Genomic DNA, 18811 nt, shown 5'->3' with positions numbered 1-18811 from the left:
TCGCTGAGAAGAATAGTGGTTAGTGCTTCATGCCGGCGTGGTCGTTCATCGCCGGGGCACCGTCAAGGGGGCGCACCATCAGTTCAATATTCAGGTCTTCGGCACCATCAAAATCCAGTCTTACCGGAACTTTCTCGCCCTCAACCAGGGGCTCAGGCAGCCTTTCAAGCATCAGGTGATAACTGTGAGGTTTTAACTCCACGGTTTTGCCGGCGGGTATCAGAAGACCACCATCTACCGGCTGCATACGCATGACACCCTCATGCATGGAAGTTTCGTGAATCGAAACGTTGCCGGCTCTAGGGGTTTCTGCGCCCACCAGGGTGATGGCCTGTTCACTGTGGTTGGTGATCGCCATATAGCCCACACCCATGGGCGTACCCGGCGGTGTTGGCCGACTCCAGGGGTGATTGATCTGTATCGGATGGCTCTTGTGGTCGTTACCGTGTGCGTGATCGGCAGCAAATGCGGCCGGGGCGAACAGGGCTGCGCCCAATGCCAGAGCAATCAGGGGTTGTTTCATTCGGCGTTCCTTGTTTTCTGACAAATATCACTACTGTAGCGGCCGGCTCCGACCACTTCAAAGCCATCAGGAGCGACGAATGGTCGCAGGGATATTGTCCGTGTTTGCCGTGTCAGTGAGCACCTGACGAACGTCTGCCATAGGCACCGGCCGGCTGAAATAGTAACCCTGGAAGCGCAGGCAGCCCATTTTGATCAAGGCCTGGGCCTGAGCCTGCTCTTCTACACCCTCAGCGATCAGACTCATGTTGTGGCTGCGGGCAATGGCGACGATGCTGCGCACCATATTGGCGGCTTTTTCATCTTCAACAATACCGTCCACAAAGCTTTTGTCGATTTTAAGCTCATCCAGAGGTAACTGGCGCAGCAGGCTGAGGGAAGAATAGCCGGTTCCGAAATCATCCATGGCCAAGCGTATACCGTGGCTTCTCAGGTCGCAGATAGTTTGCAGCACCTGATCGAAATTGCCCATGAACAGCGTTTCGGTAATCTCCAGAACCAGAGAGGACGGCGAGACATCGTGGGTTTTCAAGGCGTTCAATACTGTATCCACGAAGCCTGGCTGGCAGAACTGAATCACCGAGATGTTGATGGCCAGATCCAGCGGCTGTTTCACCTTGTCTATCAATTGCCGGAATTCCCTCAGGCTGGTGTCCAGCACGAAGTTACCCAGAGGAATCATCAGGCCGCTTTTCTCGGCCACATCCACGAATTCTGCCGGCGAAACGAATCCCAACTCTTCATCCTGCCAGCGCACCAAAGCCTCCAGACCAATGGTTTCGCCTGCATCGTTCACCTGCGGTTGGTACACCATATAGAGAGCATGAGAGGCCAGGCCATAGCGCAGCCTCTGTTCCACGTTCAGCCGCCGTAGATAAGCGGTTTCCATTTCTGCCTTGTAGACGCAGACGGCATTCCGGCTTTGTTTGGCCTCATACAACGCCAGGTGGGCACTACGAATCAGCTTGCTGAGGGAGTCTCCGTCTTCGGGGTACCGGGCCACCCCGACACTCGCCCCCACCTGCAGACGAAGCCGGCCCACTTCGAAGATTTGGGCCAGATCTTCTACCAGCGCCCGGCAGGCATCGGTCAACGAGGGGATGTTGGTATTGGGGGTAACGATGGCGAATTCATCGCTCCCGAGCCTCGCCAGATCGTCGTGTCGTTCCGCCAACCGCTCAAGTCTTCGCCCGAATTCCACCAGGGTGTGATCCCCGTACTCCAGCCCAAAGCGGTCATTGATGCCACTGAAGTTATCAATGTTGATCACCACCAGACTGAACGGCCTCGCCTGAGAAAGCCTGCCTTCCAATCGATCCAGGAGCCCGGCGCGGTTTAACAGGCCGGTGAGATCGTCATGTCGAGCCCGGTACAGCAACTCTTCCCGACGCTCTCCCTCGGCACGATCAATAACCCGGAACAACAGGTAGAGCAACCAGGCCCCCAGTACAAAGCCAATCACGTAGGGTACGAGGGTTCCCATAAAATCGCGGTAAAGAGGGGCAAAACGCGTCTCGGACACTGTCCAGATCTGATACCGAGCGTCGAAGGTGGCGGCTGTCAGATAATCTCGCTGGTCGCGGGTCATATGAAAAGAAACCGCCTCCGGACTGGCCATGATATCGGCCATGGTCTTTCCGGTTCCCTCCTCGAAATCACGCCGCTGTGCGCTCAAACGCTCCTCGTTGACCTGCGAGGCAGAATATCGCTCAGGCGTTGCGCCCTCTCGCGACATAAACTGGACGTATTTGTCTGCCTCCCGAAACAGGATGACACTGTCCTCGGGACCATCGTGCAGATCCTGCCCAAGAACTGAACCTTCGGCACCGATCTTCAGTCCGGCCGTCATTACTGCAACCACAGAACCATCATCCGCTCGCAACGCCTTCCGTATCGGGATCAACCAGGCACCGAGCGCATCCATATAATAAGTACGCCCTACCACCATCACATCCGACTCAAGGGCTTGCCTGAAACCTTCTGCGGTACTGGGGTTCTCCAGGAGATTGGGCAGGCGGCTGGTGTCCATATTGGTGCTGATACGAACCAGCGTGCCGTCCGGGCGAGCCAGGCCAAAACCTACGAGGGCCGGGTTAACCGAAAGGATACTGTCCAATAAAGGCATTTCCCTCCGCTCTTCCAGCGGTTCGCCACTGTCGAGGAGTTCGCGCCCCACGACATCAAGCACCAGCTCCTGAGTCCGGAACAGACTGTGAACGGATTGGGATATGAGCTCAGCTCTGGACAACTGATGCGCAGTTTCATCAGACAGGGTTTCCTGCCAGCGCTGCTGGAGAGACACCCCTAAAAGCGCAACGCCGACGATTACGATCAGAAAATACAGCGTCCAGATATTGCGTTTCAGAGCCGCCAAGTAGTCAGTCCATTTGTCCCGGTGAATGGGTTAATTTCGCTAACCATGATTATAGGATGACGTTGCAAATACGCACCCTGTTTTGACACAACCTTACCAAAAAAGATGATGCCAAAAGGAACTTTGCCGTCGTTATCCAGACAATCTGTTCATCTGGCGTTCATGCCGGATAGGGTTTACTGAGGCTAGAATCAAAATCAAAGCCAACGGCAACCAGGCGGAAAAGGAGCCAGACAATGAATGTAATGTCCGTGCTGAACCAGATCATGAACCAGGCCCAGGGCGGTCAGTCCCGCCAAGGCAGCCAGGGTGGAACGAACGTAAACCAGATGATGGGCAACCTTGGCAACCAGCTGTCCGGAGGTAAAGGCAGCAGTGGCATTGACGTAAAAAGTCTTCTGGGCGGCGGAGCACTGGGGCTTATGCTGGGCTCCAAGCGCGGCCGGAAAATGGGCGGCAAGGCACTGAAGTATGGCGCCCTGGCCGGCGTCGGCGTACTGGCATGGAAGGCCTATCAAAACTACCAGAGCAACAACCAGGGCCAGGCACAGCCCGCCCCGGTGCAACAGGGCCAACCCCTTGAGCAGTTGCAGGGAGCCGACCAGGAGCGTCGTGGTCTGGAAATTCTCCAGGCCATGATTATGGCCGCCCGTGCCGATGGCCATATCGATGCCAATGAAAGGCAACTACTGACTCAGGAAATCGAGCGACTGGGCCCGGACGACGAACTCCAGGCCTGGATCCAGCAACAATTCGACGCGCCACTGGATGCCAGTGCTCTGGCACACAACGCCGATTCGCCCCAGGCCGCCCGGGAAATCTATGTCGTCAGCGCGGTGATGATTGACGAGCAGAATCCCATGGAGCGCGCCTGGCTGGAACAACTGGCCGGTGCCCTGAAGATAGAACCCAATCTGGCCAGGGAGCTTGAACAACAAGTGCTGGCTGCCAGTTAATCAATCACAGCAGAAGGCACCGGCCACCCCGGTGCCGAATCAGCGTCAGGCCTTCTTAACAAACTCCGACTTGAGCTTCATGGCCCCCACACCATCAATCTTGCAATCAATGTCGTGATCGCCATCCACCAGGCGGATGTTCTTGACCTTGGTTCCCACCTTCACCACCAGGCTGGAACCCTTCACCTTCAAATCCTTGATTACGGTGACGGTATCGCCATCCTGCAGCTCATTGCCATTGGCATCACGAACCACCTTGCCTGCTTCAGCCGCTGCCTGCTCGGCCTCCGTCCATTCATGGCCGCACTCCGGGCACACCAGCTGAACGCCATCTTCGTAGGTGTATTCAGAACTGCACTTGGGGCAAGGGGGCAACTGAGACATTATCATTTCCTGTTAACTGAATGAGCACAGGATTATACCACTATTGCCCCGGCGCCACCCTCGCCAGAATGTCCGGGTTCTCCGACAACGGCAACGCCAGAATCACCCCTTCATTCGAAGCCGGAAAAATGCCCGTCAACGCTGTCACATTCACCTGGTGTGAGACCATCACCACCGGCATGCCGGGCCCAAGGGCATTCACCAAGTTGATGGTTTCACGGGTCTGTTGCGGGCCATCGCCCCGGTTGCGAAAGAATGAATTCAGAGCCGGCCACTCAGTCACTGGCCCCATATTCATTTCCTGGGCGGTCTCAACACATCGACACCACTGGCTGGAAAACAACCTCGCCTCAGCAATTCCATGTTCTGCCAGAAACGCTTTCCACGCCCGGGCCTGCTCACGTCCCTTGTCGTTCAGATTCCTCTGGGTACTGCAATCTCCGAGAACAAACCCAACTGGATCACCGGTGCCTGGAGCCAGGGCATGACGCAGCATCAAAACGGCTCGCCCCTCTCTAAGGGCAGTCCATGCGGAACTGTCAGACGCAGACAATGGTGACGCAGCCAAGGTTGTCGTTATCATCAGCAAAATTGCCAGGATTTGCATGATTCATCTCCAGGTATCTCTTGCGCCTCAACAAGCGATTATCACCGCGGCCAGACGGCGTGTTCAGGGATGGCTTCCAAAAAATCTCGGAGGCCATGGATGGCCGGAGAGAAGCGCTCAGGGATGAGCTCGTAGCGGTTTTTTGGAAGCCATCCCTGAACATGCCATGCACCATCGCCTCGACACCTCCCCAGCCAACCTCCAAGGGCCTATTAGCCAATACGCGGAACCAAACTAACAGGCTCACCCCATGAAAGGTTAAACTGACCATCAGCCAAACCAACGAAGGAAAACCGAAATGCCAATCTGGGTCGACGCCGATGCCTGCCCCGTTCCCATCCGGGAAATTCTCTGCCGTGCCGCCACCCGCTGGCAAATCCAGACCACCTTCATCGCTAACCACGCCATCAGCCTGCCACCAAGCCCACACATCAGCCGCCGGCAAGTCCCACACGGTTTCGACGTTGCAGACAACGAAATTATGGACCAGATGAGCAAAGGCGATCTGGTGATTACCCAGGACATTCCTCTGGCCGCCGAAGCCATCGAAAAAGGCGCAGACGTCTTCAACCCCCGTGGGCAGGCCTTCACCAAAGAAAACATCCGCCAGCGCCTTGCCATGCGTAACTTCATGGAAGAAATGCGTAACGCCGGCCAGGTAACCGGCGGGCCGGCCCCATTCAGCCAGGGAGATCGAAAAGAGTTTGCCGACCAACTGAACCGATGGCTGCAAAGAAACGCACGCAAGTGAAAATGATTCTGTTTTAATAAACAGAAGAATCCGCTACCCTTCCCGCCTCTGACAACCAGACAGCAGAAGGAAGCGGAACATGACCACACGCGCCCAGCACACCAGCAGCTTTGCCGCTCTCGGCCGCCTGCTTCGATACGCGCGTGGTTACCGGCGCCAGATCATCGCCGCCACCACCTGCTCCATCATCAACAAGCTCTTCGACATTGCCCCGGAAATACTGATCGGCGTCGCCATCGATGTGGTGGTGAACCAGGAAGAGAGCTTCGTTGCCGGCCTGGGCTTTGAGACTGCGCGGGAACAGATCACCATCCTGGCGGTGCTCACCTTCTTCATCTGGGCTGGCGAGTCGCTGTTTGAGTACCTGTTTCAGATTCTCTGGCGCAACCTGGCTCAGCGACTGCAGTCCGATCTCCGACAAGATGCCTACGAACACGCCCAGCGTTTGGACATGAGCTTCTTTGAGGCCAACAGCTCCGGACAATTGGTAGCCACCATGAACGACGATGTAAACCAGCTGGAGCGTTTCCTGGATGGCGGCGCCAATGCCATGATTCAGGTAGCGGTTACTGTAGTGGCTGTGGGTGCCGTATTCTTTGTGCTGTCGCCACTGATTGCCCTGTTGGCGTTCACACCGATTCCCCTGATCATCTGGGGTGCCTTCTATTTCCAGCGCAAAGCCGGTCCGCTGTACGCAGACGTAAGGGAGAAAGTAGGCGACCTGTCCAGCCGCCTGGCCAACAATCTGGGTGGCATCGCCACAATCAAGAGCTTCACCGCCGAACAGCGGGAAGCCAAACGCCTGAAGGACGCGAGCGAAGCTTATGTTGATGCTAACCGCCGCGCCATTCGTATCAGCTCCGCATTCATTCCGGTCATTCGAATGGCCATTCTGGCCGGCTTCCTGGCCACCTTTACCGTTGGCGGCATGATGGCGCTGGAAGGCAGCCTGAACGTGGGCGCTTACGGGGTGCTGGTGTTCCTCACTCAGCGACTGCTCTGGCCCCTGACCGGGCTGGCGGAAGTGATTGATCTGTTTGAACGGGCCATGGCCAGTACCCGACGGATTCTCGATCTGCTCGCCGAACCGGTAAACGTCCGGGATGAAGCCGGCAAGTCCCTGGAACAACCCGTTCGCGGAAAGGTTTCATTCAACCAGGTGAGCTTCCGTTACGCTGGCAGTGGCGCGGGTATACAGGACATTACCCTGAACGTTCCGGCAGGCAATACTCTGGCATTGGTGGGCGCAACCGGCTCCGGCAAGTCCACGCTGATCAAACTGTTATTGCGATTCTATGACCCCGCCCATGGTGATATCCGCATTGACGGCCAGCCCATCCGAGAGGTCAGTCTGAAGTCCCTGCGCGATGCCATTGGACTGGTCAGCCAGGATGTCTATCTGTTTGAAGGCAGCATCCGTGACAACCTCGCCTACGGCAAACCGGAAGCAAGCGAAGAAGAGATCATGGAGGCCGCTCGGACTGCCGAGGCCTGGTCCTTCATTGAGGGACTACCGCAAGGTCTGGACACCCCCGTCGGTGAGCGGGGCATTCGCCTCTCGGGCGGCCAGCGTCAAAGGCTGTCCCTGGCCCGGGCGCTGCTGAAGAATCCCCCCATTCTGGTTCTGGACGAAGCAACCAGTGCCGTGGATAACGAAACCGAAGCCGCCATTCAGCGCTCACTCAAGCGCATTGGCCATAACCGCACCGTCATTATGATTGCCCACCGGCTTTCCACCATTGTGGATGCGGACACCATTGCCGTGGTCGAGAATGGCCGGATTGTTGAGGAAGGCGATCACGACAGCCTGATACGCAATAACGGAGCTTACGCCGCGCAGTGGCGCGTGCAAACAGGTCAGGCGTGAGAAGGTAATTCTGTTTACCAATTATTATTGATAGGTATTCGCATTTAGATTATCCTGCCAGCCACAGAAACAGGGGAATCTGAATGTCCGCGTTTTTTGATGTCCGCGATCTCGCCGTTCACATTGGTAGCACGGCTATCCTTCATAACATTAACCTGGCCTTTAACGAAGGCCAGGTGACTGCCCTGCTTGGCCATAACGGCTCGGGGAAATCCACTTTGTTAAAGACACTGGCCAGGCAGATTCCAGCCAGTGCCGGTGATGTCAGGCTTGAGGGTAACGCTGCGAAAAGTCTGGGCGCCCGCGCTTTCGCCAGGATTGTCGGCTACCTGCCCCAGCACCCGCCGGGCACCGATGGCCTGACGGTCAGGGAACTGATCGAGCTGGGCCGCTACCCCTGGCGAGGCCCGCTTGGCCGCTACAGCGATGCGGATTACGCGCTGATTGATCAGGCTATCGCAGACACCGACCTCAAACCTTTTGAACACCGCTCTGTCGACACCCTCTCTGGTGGCGAGCGCCAACGCGCCTGGATTGCCATGTTGCTGGCACAGCAAACACGCTGCCTGCTGCTGGACGAACCCATCTCCGCCCTGGATGTAAAGCATCAGGTAGAAACGTTGCGCCTTGTGCAGCGCCTTGCCCGCCAGCGCGAATTGACCGTGATTGTGGTACTGCATGATGTCGATCTGGCCTCCCGCTTCTGCGACCGGTTGGTGGCCCTGAAAGCGGGCCAGGTGGTGGCCGATGGCACTCCGGCAGAGATCATGGACAGCCAGATTCTTGAGTCCATCTACAGCGTTCCCATGGGGGTGATGGAGCGGGCGCCGGGACAATGGGTTTCCTATGTCCATTAACACGAAAGCCATGATGCTCGGCGCGCTGCTCTTTCTGCTGCCGATCGCAGGAACCGCCCAGACCTGGCACCACGAAGGCGGCACACTAACCCTTGAAGAGCCCCCTGAACGCATTATCGCGCTGAACTGGGCCGCCACCGAGACGCTGCTATTACTGGGTATCACCCCCGTTGGCGTGGCAGACAAAGCCGGCTATCACACCTGGGTTCAGGAGCCGGAACTGCCTGACAGCGTCGCCAATGTCGGCACCAGGGTCGCGCCCAGCCTGGAGGCAATCGCAGAACTGAAACCCGACCTGATCGTCACCAGCACCGAAATGGCTCCCGCGGCCGAACTGTTGGAGCGGATTGCGCCAACCTACGTCATCAGCGTGTATAAAAAAGACGCCCGTCCATTCGACAGGGCCCGGGAAATGCTGATAACCCTGGGCGAAATCACCCACCGGATCGACCGGGCCGAATGGGTACTGGCCGATATCGAACAGACCTTGCGTCAACAGCGGAAACGACTGGAGCAAGCCGGCATCACCGACAAGCCGGTTGCCCTGGTGAACTTTATGGATGACCGCCATGTCCGCATCTATGCCCCCAACGGTCTGTTCCAGACTGCCTTGGATAACCTTGGGCTTACCAATGCCTGGTCAGATCCAGGCAACTACTGGGGGTTTTCAGCCATAGGCCTTGAATCTGTGGCAGATGCACGAAACAGCCGCATCGTGGTGATAGAGCCACTGGTTCCGGGCCTGGCTGACAGTCTGGCTAACAGTCCCTTCTGGACCTACCTGCCACCGGTACAGAACGACGAGATCTACCGGATTCCCGCTGCCTGGCCTTTTGGTGGGGTTTATCCGGTGAAGCGCCTGGCCATTGCCCTGACCAACGCTCTGATTGAAGGGGGCAGTGACAATGTCCGCCGCTGAATCCGCTCTGCACACCGCCAGTCGCCCGGAGATTCCAGCCAGGCTCCCGATTGCGGTCGCGTTACTCTGGCTTACCGCATTCAGCGCCAGTGCCTTACCCTGGTTCGACCAACTGCACTTTTCACAGCTTCTCGCCGCATTCTGGACCTTTGATGGCAATCAGTACGCCTCCGTTCTGGCCCACTTCAGCTGGGCACCGAGGGTCTCCATCGCGATACTGATTGGCTGCGCACTGGGATTGGCAGGAGCTGTTACCCAACAGGTACTTGGCAACCCATTGGCCTCACCCACTACCCTGGGGGTCGAAGCCGGAGGACAGTTCGGTGTTACCTTTGCCACCCTGTTTGCACCTGGTTTGCTGGCTTTCAGCCCTGATCTTGCCGCAGTAGCCGGTGGCTTGCTCGCCATCGGCCTGGTAATAGTGCTCACCTGGCGGCTCGGCTTTTCACCTGTCACCGTGATTCTGGCCGGGCTGGTGGTGACCTTTTTTCTCGGCGCCATCAACATGGCCTTCCTGCTTCTGAAAGGTGAGTGGCTCGGTAATCTGTTTATCTGGGGCGCGGGATCTCTGGTACAGAACAACTGGACCCCATTCTTTGATCTGCTTCCCAGGGTGCTGGTTATTGCAGCGCTCATGCTGGCCCTGATGCGCCCGCTACAGCTGCTTCAGCTTGGTCAGGCCTCGGCAGATTCGCTGGGAGCAAAGGTGTCGTGGCTTCGCGCCGCTGCACTTTTCCTGGTGGTGCTTATGAGCTCCGTGGTGGTGAGCCGGGTTGGTCTTGTCGCATTTGTTGGCCTGGCAGCACCAGTATTGGCAAGACTGCTGGGCGCCAGAACACTGACCGAACGACTGTTCTGGAGCACACTGGCTGGTGGTGGCCTGCTGTTACTGGCGGATACTCTGGCCCAATGGGCAACTGCCTGGGATGGCGGCTCGCTGGTGCCGACCGGTACCACCACCGCTCTCATTGGCGGCCCAGTTATCCTTCTGGCGCTTCAGGGGTTCCGAAACACTCACCATATGCCTGACCAGGGCAACGGACCTGCGGGCTTTCTACCGCGCCGCCGAAGCCCGCAGTTGGTTGCCGGAACTCTGTGCACTCTGTTAGCCCTGACGATCATTCTTTCCATGAGCTGGTCTCCGGGTCTTGAAGGTTGGAACTGGACCCCGTTGGCGCAGTGGACAGACGCCTGGGTATGGCGAGGCCCAAGATTAATGGCTGCTATCCTTGCCGGCATGGCTCTGGGTATGGCCGGCACCCTGATTCAGCGGATGACCGGCAACCCCATGGGCAGTCCGGAGCTCCTCGGCATCAGTGGCGGTGCAGCGTTGGTGATGGTGGTTATGGTCCTGACCGGACTTGAAATTGGCCGCCTTGGCCAACTGGCGGCGGCCACTGCGGGTGCCGCCGGCGCTCTGGGCCTGTTACTGCTGCTGGCCCGCAAGCACCAGTTCGCGGGCAACCAGCTGTTGCTTGGCGGCCTGGCACTGTACGTTTTCATGGATGCCGGCCTGAGACTGGTGATGGCCTCTGGCGGCACCGTTGCAGCGCGCCTGCTGAACTGGATGTACGGCTCCACCTGGCTGATCTCGGAATCCGAAGCCTTCGGTCTACTGGCACTGGTGGTAGGCCTTTCGACCTTGCTCTTGCTTGCCCTGCGACCGCTCACACTGCTGCCCCTGGGCGAAACATCCGCCTCTGCCCTGGGACTGCGGGTGCCACGGGCGCGACTTCTTCTACTGGTGCTGGCTGCCGTGCTGACCGCGGCGTCGACTGTAGTGATCGGGCCATTAAGCTTCGTCGGGTTGATCGCCCCGCACCTGGCCCGGGTACTGGGACAACAGACCGTGGGCCGGCAAATGCTGGTCGCAGCCCTGGCAGGGGGCCTACTGCTTTCACTGGCCGACTACCTGGCCCGGGTTCTGGTGTATCCCAATCAGCTACCCGCGGGGCTGCTGGCCGCCCTGGTCGGCGGCTTGTACTTCTTGTGGGGGCTAAGCCGTCATGGTCGCGGCTGAGACAGCAACGCAATGGCTGACGGATTACCACAATCTGTTGGCCCGCCACGACCTTGACGCTACCACTCTGATGGACAGCGCACTGACACCCGCCAACCGCGAACAACCCGCGTTGTTCTCCCTGGCCCAGCTACTGGCAAATCCAGACCTTCTGCAACAACAGGTCCTCAATGACTATCAGGATGCCGATCATCCGCGACTCCGCAAGGCGCGGCTTTCTGTCCTGCACCAGAGCCTGGCACTTCAGATTATCGGACCATTGGTGATCCGGCTGTTCAGGGATGGCAGCAGTGCTGCACTCGATCCCCGGCGGGTTTTCCTGTGCCCGACAACATCAACACCAGCGGACCCGTCTCGCTGGCAATATGCGGCCAGTGAACAGGAGATACTGGAGCCTGAGGCGTTCATAAGAATTCTCAGTGAGCAGATGCAAGACTGGTACGGCGTGTTCCGCCACCATTTCGGGGTTAGTCCGGGGGCCTATTGGAGCAGCGTCGGGCTGGCGCTGGGTGCGCCCTATTCGGTGGTGTGGAACCGGGTTAATCCGGCAGAGTTGTGTAAACAGGCCGGCAGCTGGCTGGCGCAGTTCAAATGCGAGGCCAACCGATACATTGACTGGATTCCGGCAGAATTCAGCCAACAGTGGTGTGCCATCCCTCAGCGCAAAGGGTGCTGCCTCAAATATCTTTTGCCCGGAGGCGGCTATTGCGGAACGTGTGGGATCTATCGGAAAGAGCGGATCAGCTAGCTCCGAGCATCGAAACCAGTATCACCCCCAACGCAATCAATCCTATGACGGCACCTGAACCTGCCGCCAGCTTCAATCCATCGAGTATTTCCTGTTCCGGATTCATGCTCACTCTCCTTGAGGCTTGATCAACAAAACCGGGGCAGCCAGCGCAGCGCCGACTGCCCCACCCTGTGATTAATACACCCAGGAAACGGTCAGGCTGGCATTGGCCGGCTCACCGTAGAAACCCTGGGCCGAGGCACCAAATTTTTTCAGGCTCTCGATGTACTTCTCGTCGGTAACGTTGTTTACGTTCAGGGTTGCATTCCAGTGTCGGGCGAAATCATAGCTTGCCATCAGATCCAGCACCGCATAGCTGTCCTGCTCTGTGACGATGGTCTCACCGGCATTCGGGCCGGTAGTAGCAACACCCTGTTCCTGGGTAATCTCAGACTGCCAGCGTACCTTGCCACCAAGCTTGAACCCTTCGACCCCAGGCACCTTCCAGGTAGCGCGCAACTGGGCTAGATGCTCTGGCACGAAGGACTTGGCCCCTTTACCATCCTTGTCCTCAATATCCACATAGGTATAACCGGCGAAGAGCTGGATTCGGTCGGTGAGATCACCCACTATTTCGGCTTCCACACCCTGGCTGGTCAACCCATCCACAGCGGTGTAGTAAGAATCATTGGTTCCGGCGAACAAACCTTCTGCCTCGGCTACGTTCTTCTGCTCAGTCTGGAACAAAGCAATAGTGGTATTCACACGGTCGTTCTGAAACTCACTTTTCAGGCCCAGCTCGTAGTTGACCCCGTCAATCGGATCCAGTCGATCACGATTGATGTCCACCTCAGTCTGGGGAGTGAAAATCTCGGTATAGCTGGCGTAGACCGAATGATCGTCATTGATGTCGTAGATCAGACCTGCATAGGGTGTTTCTACGGCATCGTAGCTGCTTTCCTTGGTCGCTCCGTAGCTTTCGCCCTTGTTATCCAGCCAGGTCAGACGGAGCCCTGTAATGGCGGTGAGTTGATCGGTCAGGGACCAACGAGCGGCAGCATAGGTGGACGTTTCGCGGTCGGTCCAGTCAGAGCCGCCAACACCATTATCGAAAGCAGGCTTGGGGTAGTTCCCATCCCACTCATTGAGCGGTGGCAAGGGAGTCCCGATGCCGCGGCCATAACGAGACTCATCCACCGTCTCTGAGCGCGACCAGGATGCCCCCAAAACCAGCTCATGGGTTCGATCAGCCAGTTGGAACGGGCCGGTAGCGTATGCATCCACGACCCACTGCTCTACATCCAGGTCGTACTGACTGGGGTAGGCTTTAAGTCCCTCACCCGTTTGGCGATCCGGAGTACCATACTGATAAAAGAGTTCGGACTCACTTTCATTCTCCAGCCGGAACACCGTGCCCGTGGCTCTCCAGCCACCAGCAAGCTCCTGACGCAATTCAACAAAGCTGTTGTGCTGGGTGTTGTCCCAGTAGGACCAGTCTGACGCCGTGCTGGTTGAACGCGCAAAATCCGTCGCTGAGCCATCGGAGTAGAACAAAGGCAGCGCACCCCACAACGGACTGTCTGTATCAGACGTCTGAACGGCGTGGCCAAGGGTCAGCAACGTGGTATCAGTCAGGTCTGCTTCCAGCACCCCGTAGAACATCTGCTTTTCGTTGTTATACCGGTCCAGGTAGGAGCCTTTGTCCTCATAACCTGCAACCACACGGCCGCGCACCGCCCCGGATTCAGACACGGCACCGGAAACATCACCGACAATCCGTTTTTTGTCCCAGGAACCACCAGTCACCGCAACCGAGGCATTGGTGTCAGCGGTTGGGCGCTTGCGGATAAAGTTGACTGTCGCGGCCGGGCTGCCGGAACCGGTCATCAAACCGTTGGCGCCCCGAACCACCTCCACGCGATCAAAGAAGGCGGTGTCCAGCTCACCCTGAACGTTGTCATATACCGCCGGCATGCCAACACCGTCGTACTGGAAGTTGTTGATATCGAAACCACGTGAGGTGTAATACGTGCGGTCTGTTTCCACCGACTCTACGGTGACACCGGTGGTGCCTTCCAGAACATCGTTAATGTCGTTCTGGGCGAAATCGTCCATCTGTTCGCGGGTAATGACCGTGACGGCCTGAGGGACCTCCCGGTGTGACAGCTCCATCTTCATGGAGGTTGTGCTGGCTCCGCTGATGTAACTCTCCGTCGTTTCCGAGGCCACCTGGCCACGGGTTGCGGTAACATCCAGGGCTTCCAATGCCTTCGGTTCGCTGCCCTGCGCTGCTGCCAGTCCTGGCAGAGTCACACACATCATGGCAGTGATCAGGGTTTTTCTTCTAAATCGGGGCTCCGGATTCAGAGACATCTAACGGCTCCTTGGTTGATTAAGACCACGTCATTTTTAAACCCCACTATGTTAATGCGAATAGTTTAGATTTGGAACACCAAATGTAAATGATCCGAAATTATCGCGAAACTCTATATCTCCAGAGGCTCGCATCGGCCGCAATACCACGACCTGCTATGGTTATTGCAGGTGCTGAAGATCTCCAAGAACAACAGAGAGGCGGAGACGGATATGTTCAAGCGCAAATTCTGGAAGTGGACTCTGGCCAGCCTACTGGTCTCGGCAGCCCTGGCCACACAGGCAAACCAGACCTTTCAATCCGAAAAGGCAGACTTTCATCTGGAAACCGTAGCCGCGGGGCTGGAACACCCCTGGGCCATCGCTTTCCTGCCCGACGGATCTGCACTGATTACCGAAAGGGAGGGCCGTTTACGAATTCTGGAAGATGGGCAACTTCGCAGTGAACCAGTCAAAGGCCTGCCGGAGCTAGTCGTTTCGGGCCAGGGTGGCCTGCTGGATGTACTGCTGCATCCGGATTTCGAGGCTAACCGGCTGTTGTTCCTTAGCTACGCTCACCGTAATCGCGAGGGCATGACCACCCGGGTTGCCCGGGCAACTCTGGCTGACGACTCTTTGCAAGATGTCGAGGTGATCTTCGAGGCTCTTCCCCGTTCAAACACCAGCCGGCACTTCGCAGGCCGGATGCAGTTTGATCGCGACGGCAATCTATACATCTCAGTCGGTGACCGGGGTGAAATGGATCGTGCCCAGGATACCGCAGACGATGCCGGTGGCGTTCACAGAATCACCATCAGCGGTGAGCCGGCAGAGGACAACCCCTTTGCCGATCGAAGCGGCTTCAAAGCGTCTTTCTTCACCTATGGCAACCGCAACATTCAGGGTATGACCCGGCACCCACAAACCGGTGAGATCTGGAGCCATGAACATGGCCCCCGGGGTGGCGATGAGGTCAACATCCTTCGCGCGGGTAATAACTATGGCTGGCCCAAGGTCACCTACGGCATTGACTACTCGGGCCTGCCGATCTCCAGTCGTACCACGATGGAAGGCATCACAGAACCACTGCATTACTGGGACCCATCCATTGCGCCCTCTGGCATGGCGTTCTACACCGGCGATCTTTTCCCGCAGTGGCAGGGCGATCTTTTTGTCGGCGCCCTGAAGCTTCAGAAACTGGTGCGCTTGTCCCTGGACGGAGAAAAAGTCATCGAGGAGGAAGATCTGCTCACCGAACTGGGTGAACGTATCCGCGACGTGCGTATGGGGCCAGACGGCGCACTCTGGCTGCTGACCGACTCCGATAACGGCAAGGTATACCGGATGGTGCCGGCGGATTGAGGCTCAGTGCGGATCGTTGGTTCTTTCGGTTTTCTCGAACTGCGGCAGGTTGTCGGTGATCTCGAACCAGTCGGATTTCGACCCCACATAAACGTGCTGGGCCGCCTTTTTTCCCAGCGGCTCATTGATCACGCCAATTCGCAGCCTGAGGATGCCAGGAATAGCGTCGACCCGGCTGTAAAGAGGGCTTCCACAACGGCTACAGAAGGCCCGGTATTTGCCGGGCCGGGATTCAAATTCGGTGATCCGGTCCTCACCGGCCGTAAATCGGAACCGGACAGCCTGAACCGGCGCACTGGCTGAAAAGGCACTGCCATGATTGCGGCGGCACTGGCTGCAGTGGCACAGCGCCACGGGCCCTATTGGGCCATCGTATTCAAACTGGATATCGCCACAAAGGCACTGGCCGGTATACATAACACTCCTGACTCCGCGAAGACTCACTGTTCGCGCAGATGATACCGGCTGGCAGCCGGATTAGCAGCCCTGGTTCCGCAAACTCGTTACCCGTAGTTTTTTTCCAGATAAGCAAGAATGCGCGCCGATTCAAACAACCCCTCCCCGCTATTGGGATCTTCCAGGTAGGGCACCTGCACCCGGCCATGTTGCTGGAAAAACGCGTCCCGTTTGCCGCCAGGAATGGGCCGATACGGACCGGGTTTGATGCGCTGCCGGGCAGGTCCGACTTCGGTCCAGTGTTCCTTGCCCAGATTATGCAAAGTGTACGGAATCTCGTTTTCGCAGAGTCGTTCCCGAATCAGGCGCGAAAACGGGCTGCCTTCGAAACTCCACAAATGAAGCCCCTGCTCAGGGCGCTGGGCTGGCCGCGCCCGCATCCCGCGAAGTTCACTGGCCCCGGAGCCTGCAGCACCGAGTGCCGGTTGCCAGGGACGGCCCTGGTAGTAGCGCGGCACGGAACGATGCGCATACTGACGGAACAGATACTCGATAATCGCCTCGGATTCATACAACACTTCGCCGGTGTTCAGGTCATGCAGCAGGGGAAACTGCTGCTTTCCCCCCAAGGCCTCGGCTTCCGGGCGAAATACCCGACCACCCTTCGGGCAGGGTCGAATCTCTACGTCCAGATGTAATGCCGTCAGCACCTCACGAACACGTCGGCAGTATGGACAGGCTTCAATGTCATAGAGAACCAGCGGTTTCTCAGGTTGCGGAACGGCCTTGATAACCAGGCACCCGCGCCAGGCTGCAAAAGAGGAAGTGGCCACCGATTCCAGCACATTCACCTGATGTCTCAGAGTTTTTAACATGATAGTTCCCTTGTTTTCGTCATTTTCTGCATTGTCCCACAGGAGAATCTGTGCCCATTGGCCCGCAGGCCACTGTGCCGACGTCATACTAACTCACTGATTCTTCAGGCCACTTACTCGATGTCACAAAAACTCAATATAAACAAAGACTCTACTGCCAATTTTTAACGTCATGTATAGCTTTTCTGCATAGTACATACGCCCGGAATGGGCTATTGTACAGAGAGAACACAACAACGGGTTCCGGTCATGAATACTCAGGGGTTGCAGGCGGGCAAAGGCCTTGCCACAGGCAGATTTGCGTCAGGAGCAGTGGCGCTGGCCATCGCGTTGGCCAGCGCCCCGCTCGGTCTGGCTTTCGCTCAAGAACAGACCTCTGCGGAAGAGGCCTTCGCCAGCTCCCGTCACTGGGCCAGCCAGATCCGAAGTTATGCCAGCAAATCCCTGAACAGCGATGAAGCCCTGAGTGTTGCCGTTATTCCCCTTAACGGCCCGGGCATTGAGCAGTATGTAAACGCTGACACACTGATGAGCCCGGGCTCCATCATGAAGCTGGTAACCACCTATGCTGCCCTGGAACTCCTGGGCCCTACCCACCACTGGAAGACCGATTTCCTTACAGACGGCATGATGGTGGGCGACAGCCTTGAAGGAAACCTCTACGTGCGCTTCGGCGGCGATCCCAAACTGACTCTGGAACGGCTCTGGAGCACCCTGCGTGAACTCAAGAGCATGGGCATTAGCCGCATTGAAGGCGACCTGGTACTGGATGGCAGCTATTTCCGCGTCGACGGCGGCTTCCCGACGTTCGAGGATAACGGCGACAACCCCCACGCGCCCTTTCTGGTGGAACCCTCCGGCTATCTGACCAACCTGAATCTGCTGCATTTCCAGGTACGCGCCGATGAGCGTGGAACACAGGCCTGGACAACCCCGGATCTGGGCGAAGTCTCCATTGATAACCGGGTAACCGCATTACCGGAAGGTCCCTGCCCTGCTCGTAGCCGCTTTGACTGGGAGCCGGTATTTCATGAAAACCATCAGGTAACGGTTCGGGTAACCGGGCAGTTACCGCAAGGCTGCCGCAGCACCACCTACCTGTCTCTGCTACCGCACGAACGGTACTCCGCTTCCGTGATTCGCTCTGTGCTGTCGGACATGGGCATTATTGTCAGCGGTGGCGACCGCTTTGAGAGCACTCCGGAAGATGCACGGCTGGTCATGCGCACCACCTCACCAGATCTGGTTTCCATGGTGCGAGACATCAACAAATGGAGCAGCAACGTCATGGCACGCCAGATGCTGCTGACCATTGGCGCCGAGTTCCGCAAGGAAGATGACAAAGACGACCGGGTAGCCGGCATCCGCACAGTGTACGAATGGCTGGAGAATATGGGCATCAACACTGCTGGCATGGTGATTGACAATGGTGCCGGGCTCACCCGCCATGGTCGCATCACGGCCCGGCAAGGCGCCCAGATACTGCAACAGGCCTGGGACAGCCCCTACGCCTCCGATCTGATGGCCTCCATGCCCATTATCGCCATGGACGGGACCATGGCGCGCAGGCTTCGCAACACCGGTATGGATGGCGAAGGCCGCATCAAGACCGGTTATCTGGAGAATGTTCGTTCAATCGCGGGGTTCACCCGCGACGATAACAACACTACCTGGGCCATTGTCGGTATGGTGAACAACGACCCGGCCTGGAACGGTCAGGCGGTTCTGGATCGGGTACTCTACTCTCTGCATTTCCGGCCTCCCGTGGGCATGACCTTATCCCGGTCTGCCGACGAAAATCCTGCGTCTTCGATTCAGTAAGTCAATATAAAAAGGCCG

General features: G+C 57.5%; 16 protein-coding genes. 9 read left to right on the top strand and 7 right to left on the bottom strand.

Going from position 1 to position 18811, the window contains the following annotated elements:
* Positions 1 to 19 precede the first annotated feature (19 nt).
* Positions 20 to 523: a copper chaperone PCu(A)C gene (locus tag MARHY_RS05005; protein ID WP_014420823.1), complete on the bottom strand. Its 504-nt coding sequence runs from the start codon at positions 521 to 523 to the stop codon at positions 20 to 22.
* A gap of 66 nt (positions 524 to 589) precedes the next feature.
* A complete protein-coding gene (locus MARHY_RS05000; protein ID WP_014420822.1) occupies positions 590 to 2896 on the bottom strand; it encodes a putative bifunctional diguanylate cyclase/phosphodiesterase in 2307 nt (768 codons plus the stop codon).
* Between the two features lie 236 nt (positions 2897 to 3132).
* Here MARHY_RS05000 and MARHY_RS04995 point away from each other — a divergent pair, with 236 nt between their 5' ends.
* Entirely contained in the window at positions 3133 to 3852 is a 720-nt protein-coding gene (locus tag MARHY_RS04995; protein WP_014420820.1) for a tellurite resistance TerB family protein, read from the top strand.
* Between the two features lie 45 nt (positions 3853 to 3897).
* Here MARHY_RS04995 and MARHY_RS04990 read toward each other — a convergent pair whose 3' ends face one another.
* Positions 3898 to 4236, bottom strand: coding sequence for a zinc ribbon domain-containing protein YjdM (locus tag MARHY_RS04990; RefSeq protein ID WP_011785654.1), 339 nt, complete (start codon positions 4234 to 4236; stop codon positions 3898 to 3900).
* Positions 4237 to 4276: 40 nt separating this feature from the next.
* Positions 4277 to 4843: a histidine phosphatase family protein gene (locus tag MARHY_RS04985; RefSeq protein WP_041654588.1), complete on the bottom strand. Its 567-nt coding sequence runs from the start codon at positions 4841 to 4843 to the stop codon at positions 4277 to 4279.
* A 298-nt stretch (positions 4844 to 5141) separates the two neighbouring features.
* Here MARHY_RS04985 and MARHY_RS04980 point away from each other — a divergent pair, with 298 nt between their 5' ends.
* From MARHY_RS04980 to MARHY_RS04955, 6 genes are all read left to right on the top strand, one after another.
* Positions 5142 to 5594, top strand: coding sequence for a YaiI/YqxD family protein (locus MARHY_RS04980; RefSeq protein ID WP_014420816.1), 453 nt, complete (start codon positions 5142 to 5144; stop codon positions 5592 to 5594).
* Positions 5595 to 5673: 79 nt separating this feature from the next.
* On the top strand, positions 5674 to 7461 hold the full coding sequence (locus tag MARHY_RS04975; protein ID WP_014420815.1) for an ABC transporter ATP-binding protein: 1788 nt from the start codon (positions 5674 to 5676) through the stop codon (positions 7459 to 7461).
* Positions 7462 to 7544: 83 nt separating this feature from the next.
* The gene (locus MARHY_RS04970) at positions 7545 to 8318 is read left to right on the top strand and encodes an ABC transporter ATP-binding protein (RefSeq protein WP_014420814.1); all 774 of its coding nucleotides are present in this window, start codon (positions 7545 to 7547) and stop codon (positions 8316 to 8318) included.
* Positions 8308 to 9237 carry an ABC transporter substrate-binding protein gene (locus tag MARHY_RS04965; protein ID WP_014420813.1) on the top strand — a complete coding sequence of 310 codons (930 nt, stop codon included), beginning with the start codon at positions 8308 to 8310 and terminating at the stop codon, positions 9235 to 9237. The genes MARHY_RS04970 and MARHY_RS04965 overlap by 11 nt, the downstream gene beginning before the upstream one ends.
* The gene (gene fhuB / locus MARHY_RS04960; protein WP_014420812.1) at positions 9224 to 11257 is read left to right on the top strand and encodes a Fe(3+)-hydroxamate ABC transporter permease FhuB; all 2034 of its coding nucleotides are present in this window, start codon (positions 9224 to 9226) and stop codon (positions 11255 to 11257) included. Before MARHY_RS04965 ends, fhuB begins: the two co-directional genes overlap by 14 nt.
* A complete protein-coding gene (locus MARHY_RS04955) occupies positions 11244 to 12005 on the top strand; it encodes a (2Fe-2S)-binding protein (RefSeq protein WP_014420811.1) in 762 nt (253 codons plus the stop codon). The genes fhuB and MARHY_RS04955 overlap by 14 nt, the downstream gene beginning before the upstream one ends.
* A gap of 177 nt (positions 12006 to 12182) precedes the next feature.
* On the opposite strand, the gene MARHY_RS04950 is transcribed toward MARHY_RS04955, so the two are convergent.
* Entirely contained in the window at positions 12183 to 14360 is a 2178-nt protein-coding gene (locus MARHY_RS04950; RefSeq protein ID WP_014420810.1) for a TonB-dependent siderophore receptor, read from the bottom strand.
* 213 nt (positions 14361 to 14573) lie between these two features.
* Here MARHY_RS04950 and MARHY_RS04945 point away from each other — a divergent pair, with 213 nt between their 5' ends.
* On the top strand, positions 14574 to 15701 hold the full coding sequence (locus MARHY_RS04945; protein WP_014420809.1) for a PQQ-dependent sugar dehydrogenase: 1128 nt from the start codon (positions 14574 to 14576) through the stop codon (positions 15699 to 15701).
* Between the two features lie 3 nt (positions 15702 to 15704).
* Here the strand turns inward: MARHY_RS04945 and MARHY_RS04940 are convergent, their stop codons facing one another.
* Both MARHY_RS04940 and MARHY_RS04935 read right to left on the bottom strand, forming a co-directional pair.
* Complete coding sequence (locus MARHY_RS04940; protein WP_014420808.1) at positions 15705 to 16118, bottom strand: GFA family protein; 414 nt, start codon at positions 16116 to 16118, stop codon at positions 15705 to 15707.
* 86 nt (positions 16119 to 16204) lie between these two features.
* The gene (locus MARHY_RS04935; RefSeq protein ID WP_041655430.1) at positions 16205 to 16972 is read right to left on the bottom strand and encodes a glutathione S-transferase N-terminal domain-containing protein; all 768 of its coding nucleotides are present in this window, start codon (positions 16970 to 16972) and stop codon (positions 16205 to 16207) included.
* Positions 16973 to 17221: 249 nt separating this feature from the next.
* On the opposite strand from MARHY_RS04935, the gene dacB reads away from it, so the two are divergent.
* Complete coding sequence (dacB, locus tag MARHY_RS04930) at positions 17222 to 18793, top strand: D-alanyl-D-alanine carboxypeptidase/D-alanyl-D-alanine endopeptidase (RefSeq protein WP_014420805.1); 1572 nt, start codon at positions 17222 to 17224, stop codon at positions 18791 to 18793.
* Positions 18794 to 18811: the final 18 nt, after the last annotated feature.

Source organism: Marinobacter nauticus ATCC 49840 (assembly GCF_000284615.1).
GTDB lineage: Bacteria > Pseudomonadota > Gammaproteobacteria > Pseudomonadales > Oleiphilaceae > Marinobacter > Marinobacter nauticus.
Note: the sequence above shows the minus strand (reverse complement) of the source record. Positions and strands in the feature narration are given on the sequence as shown.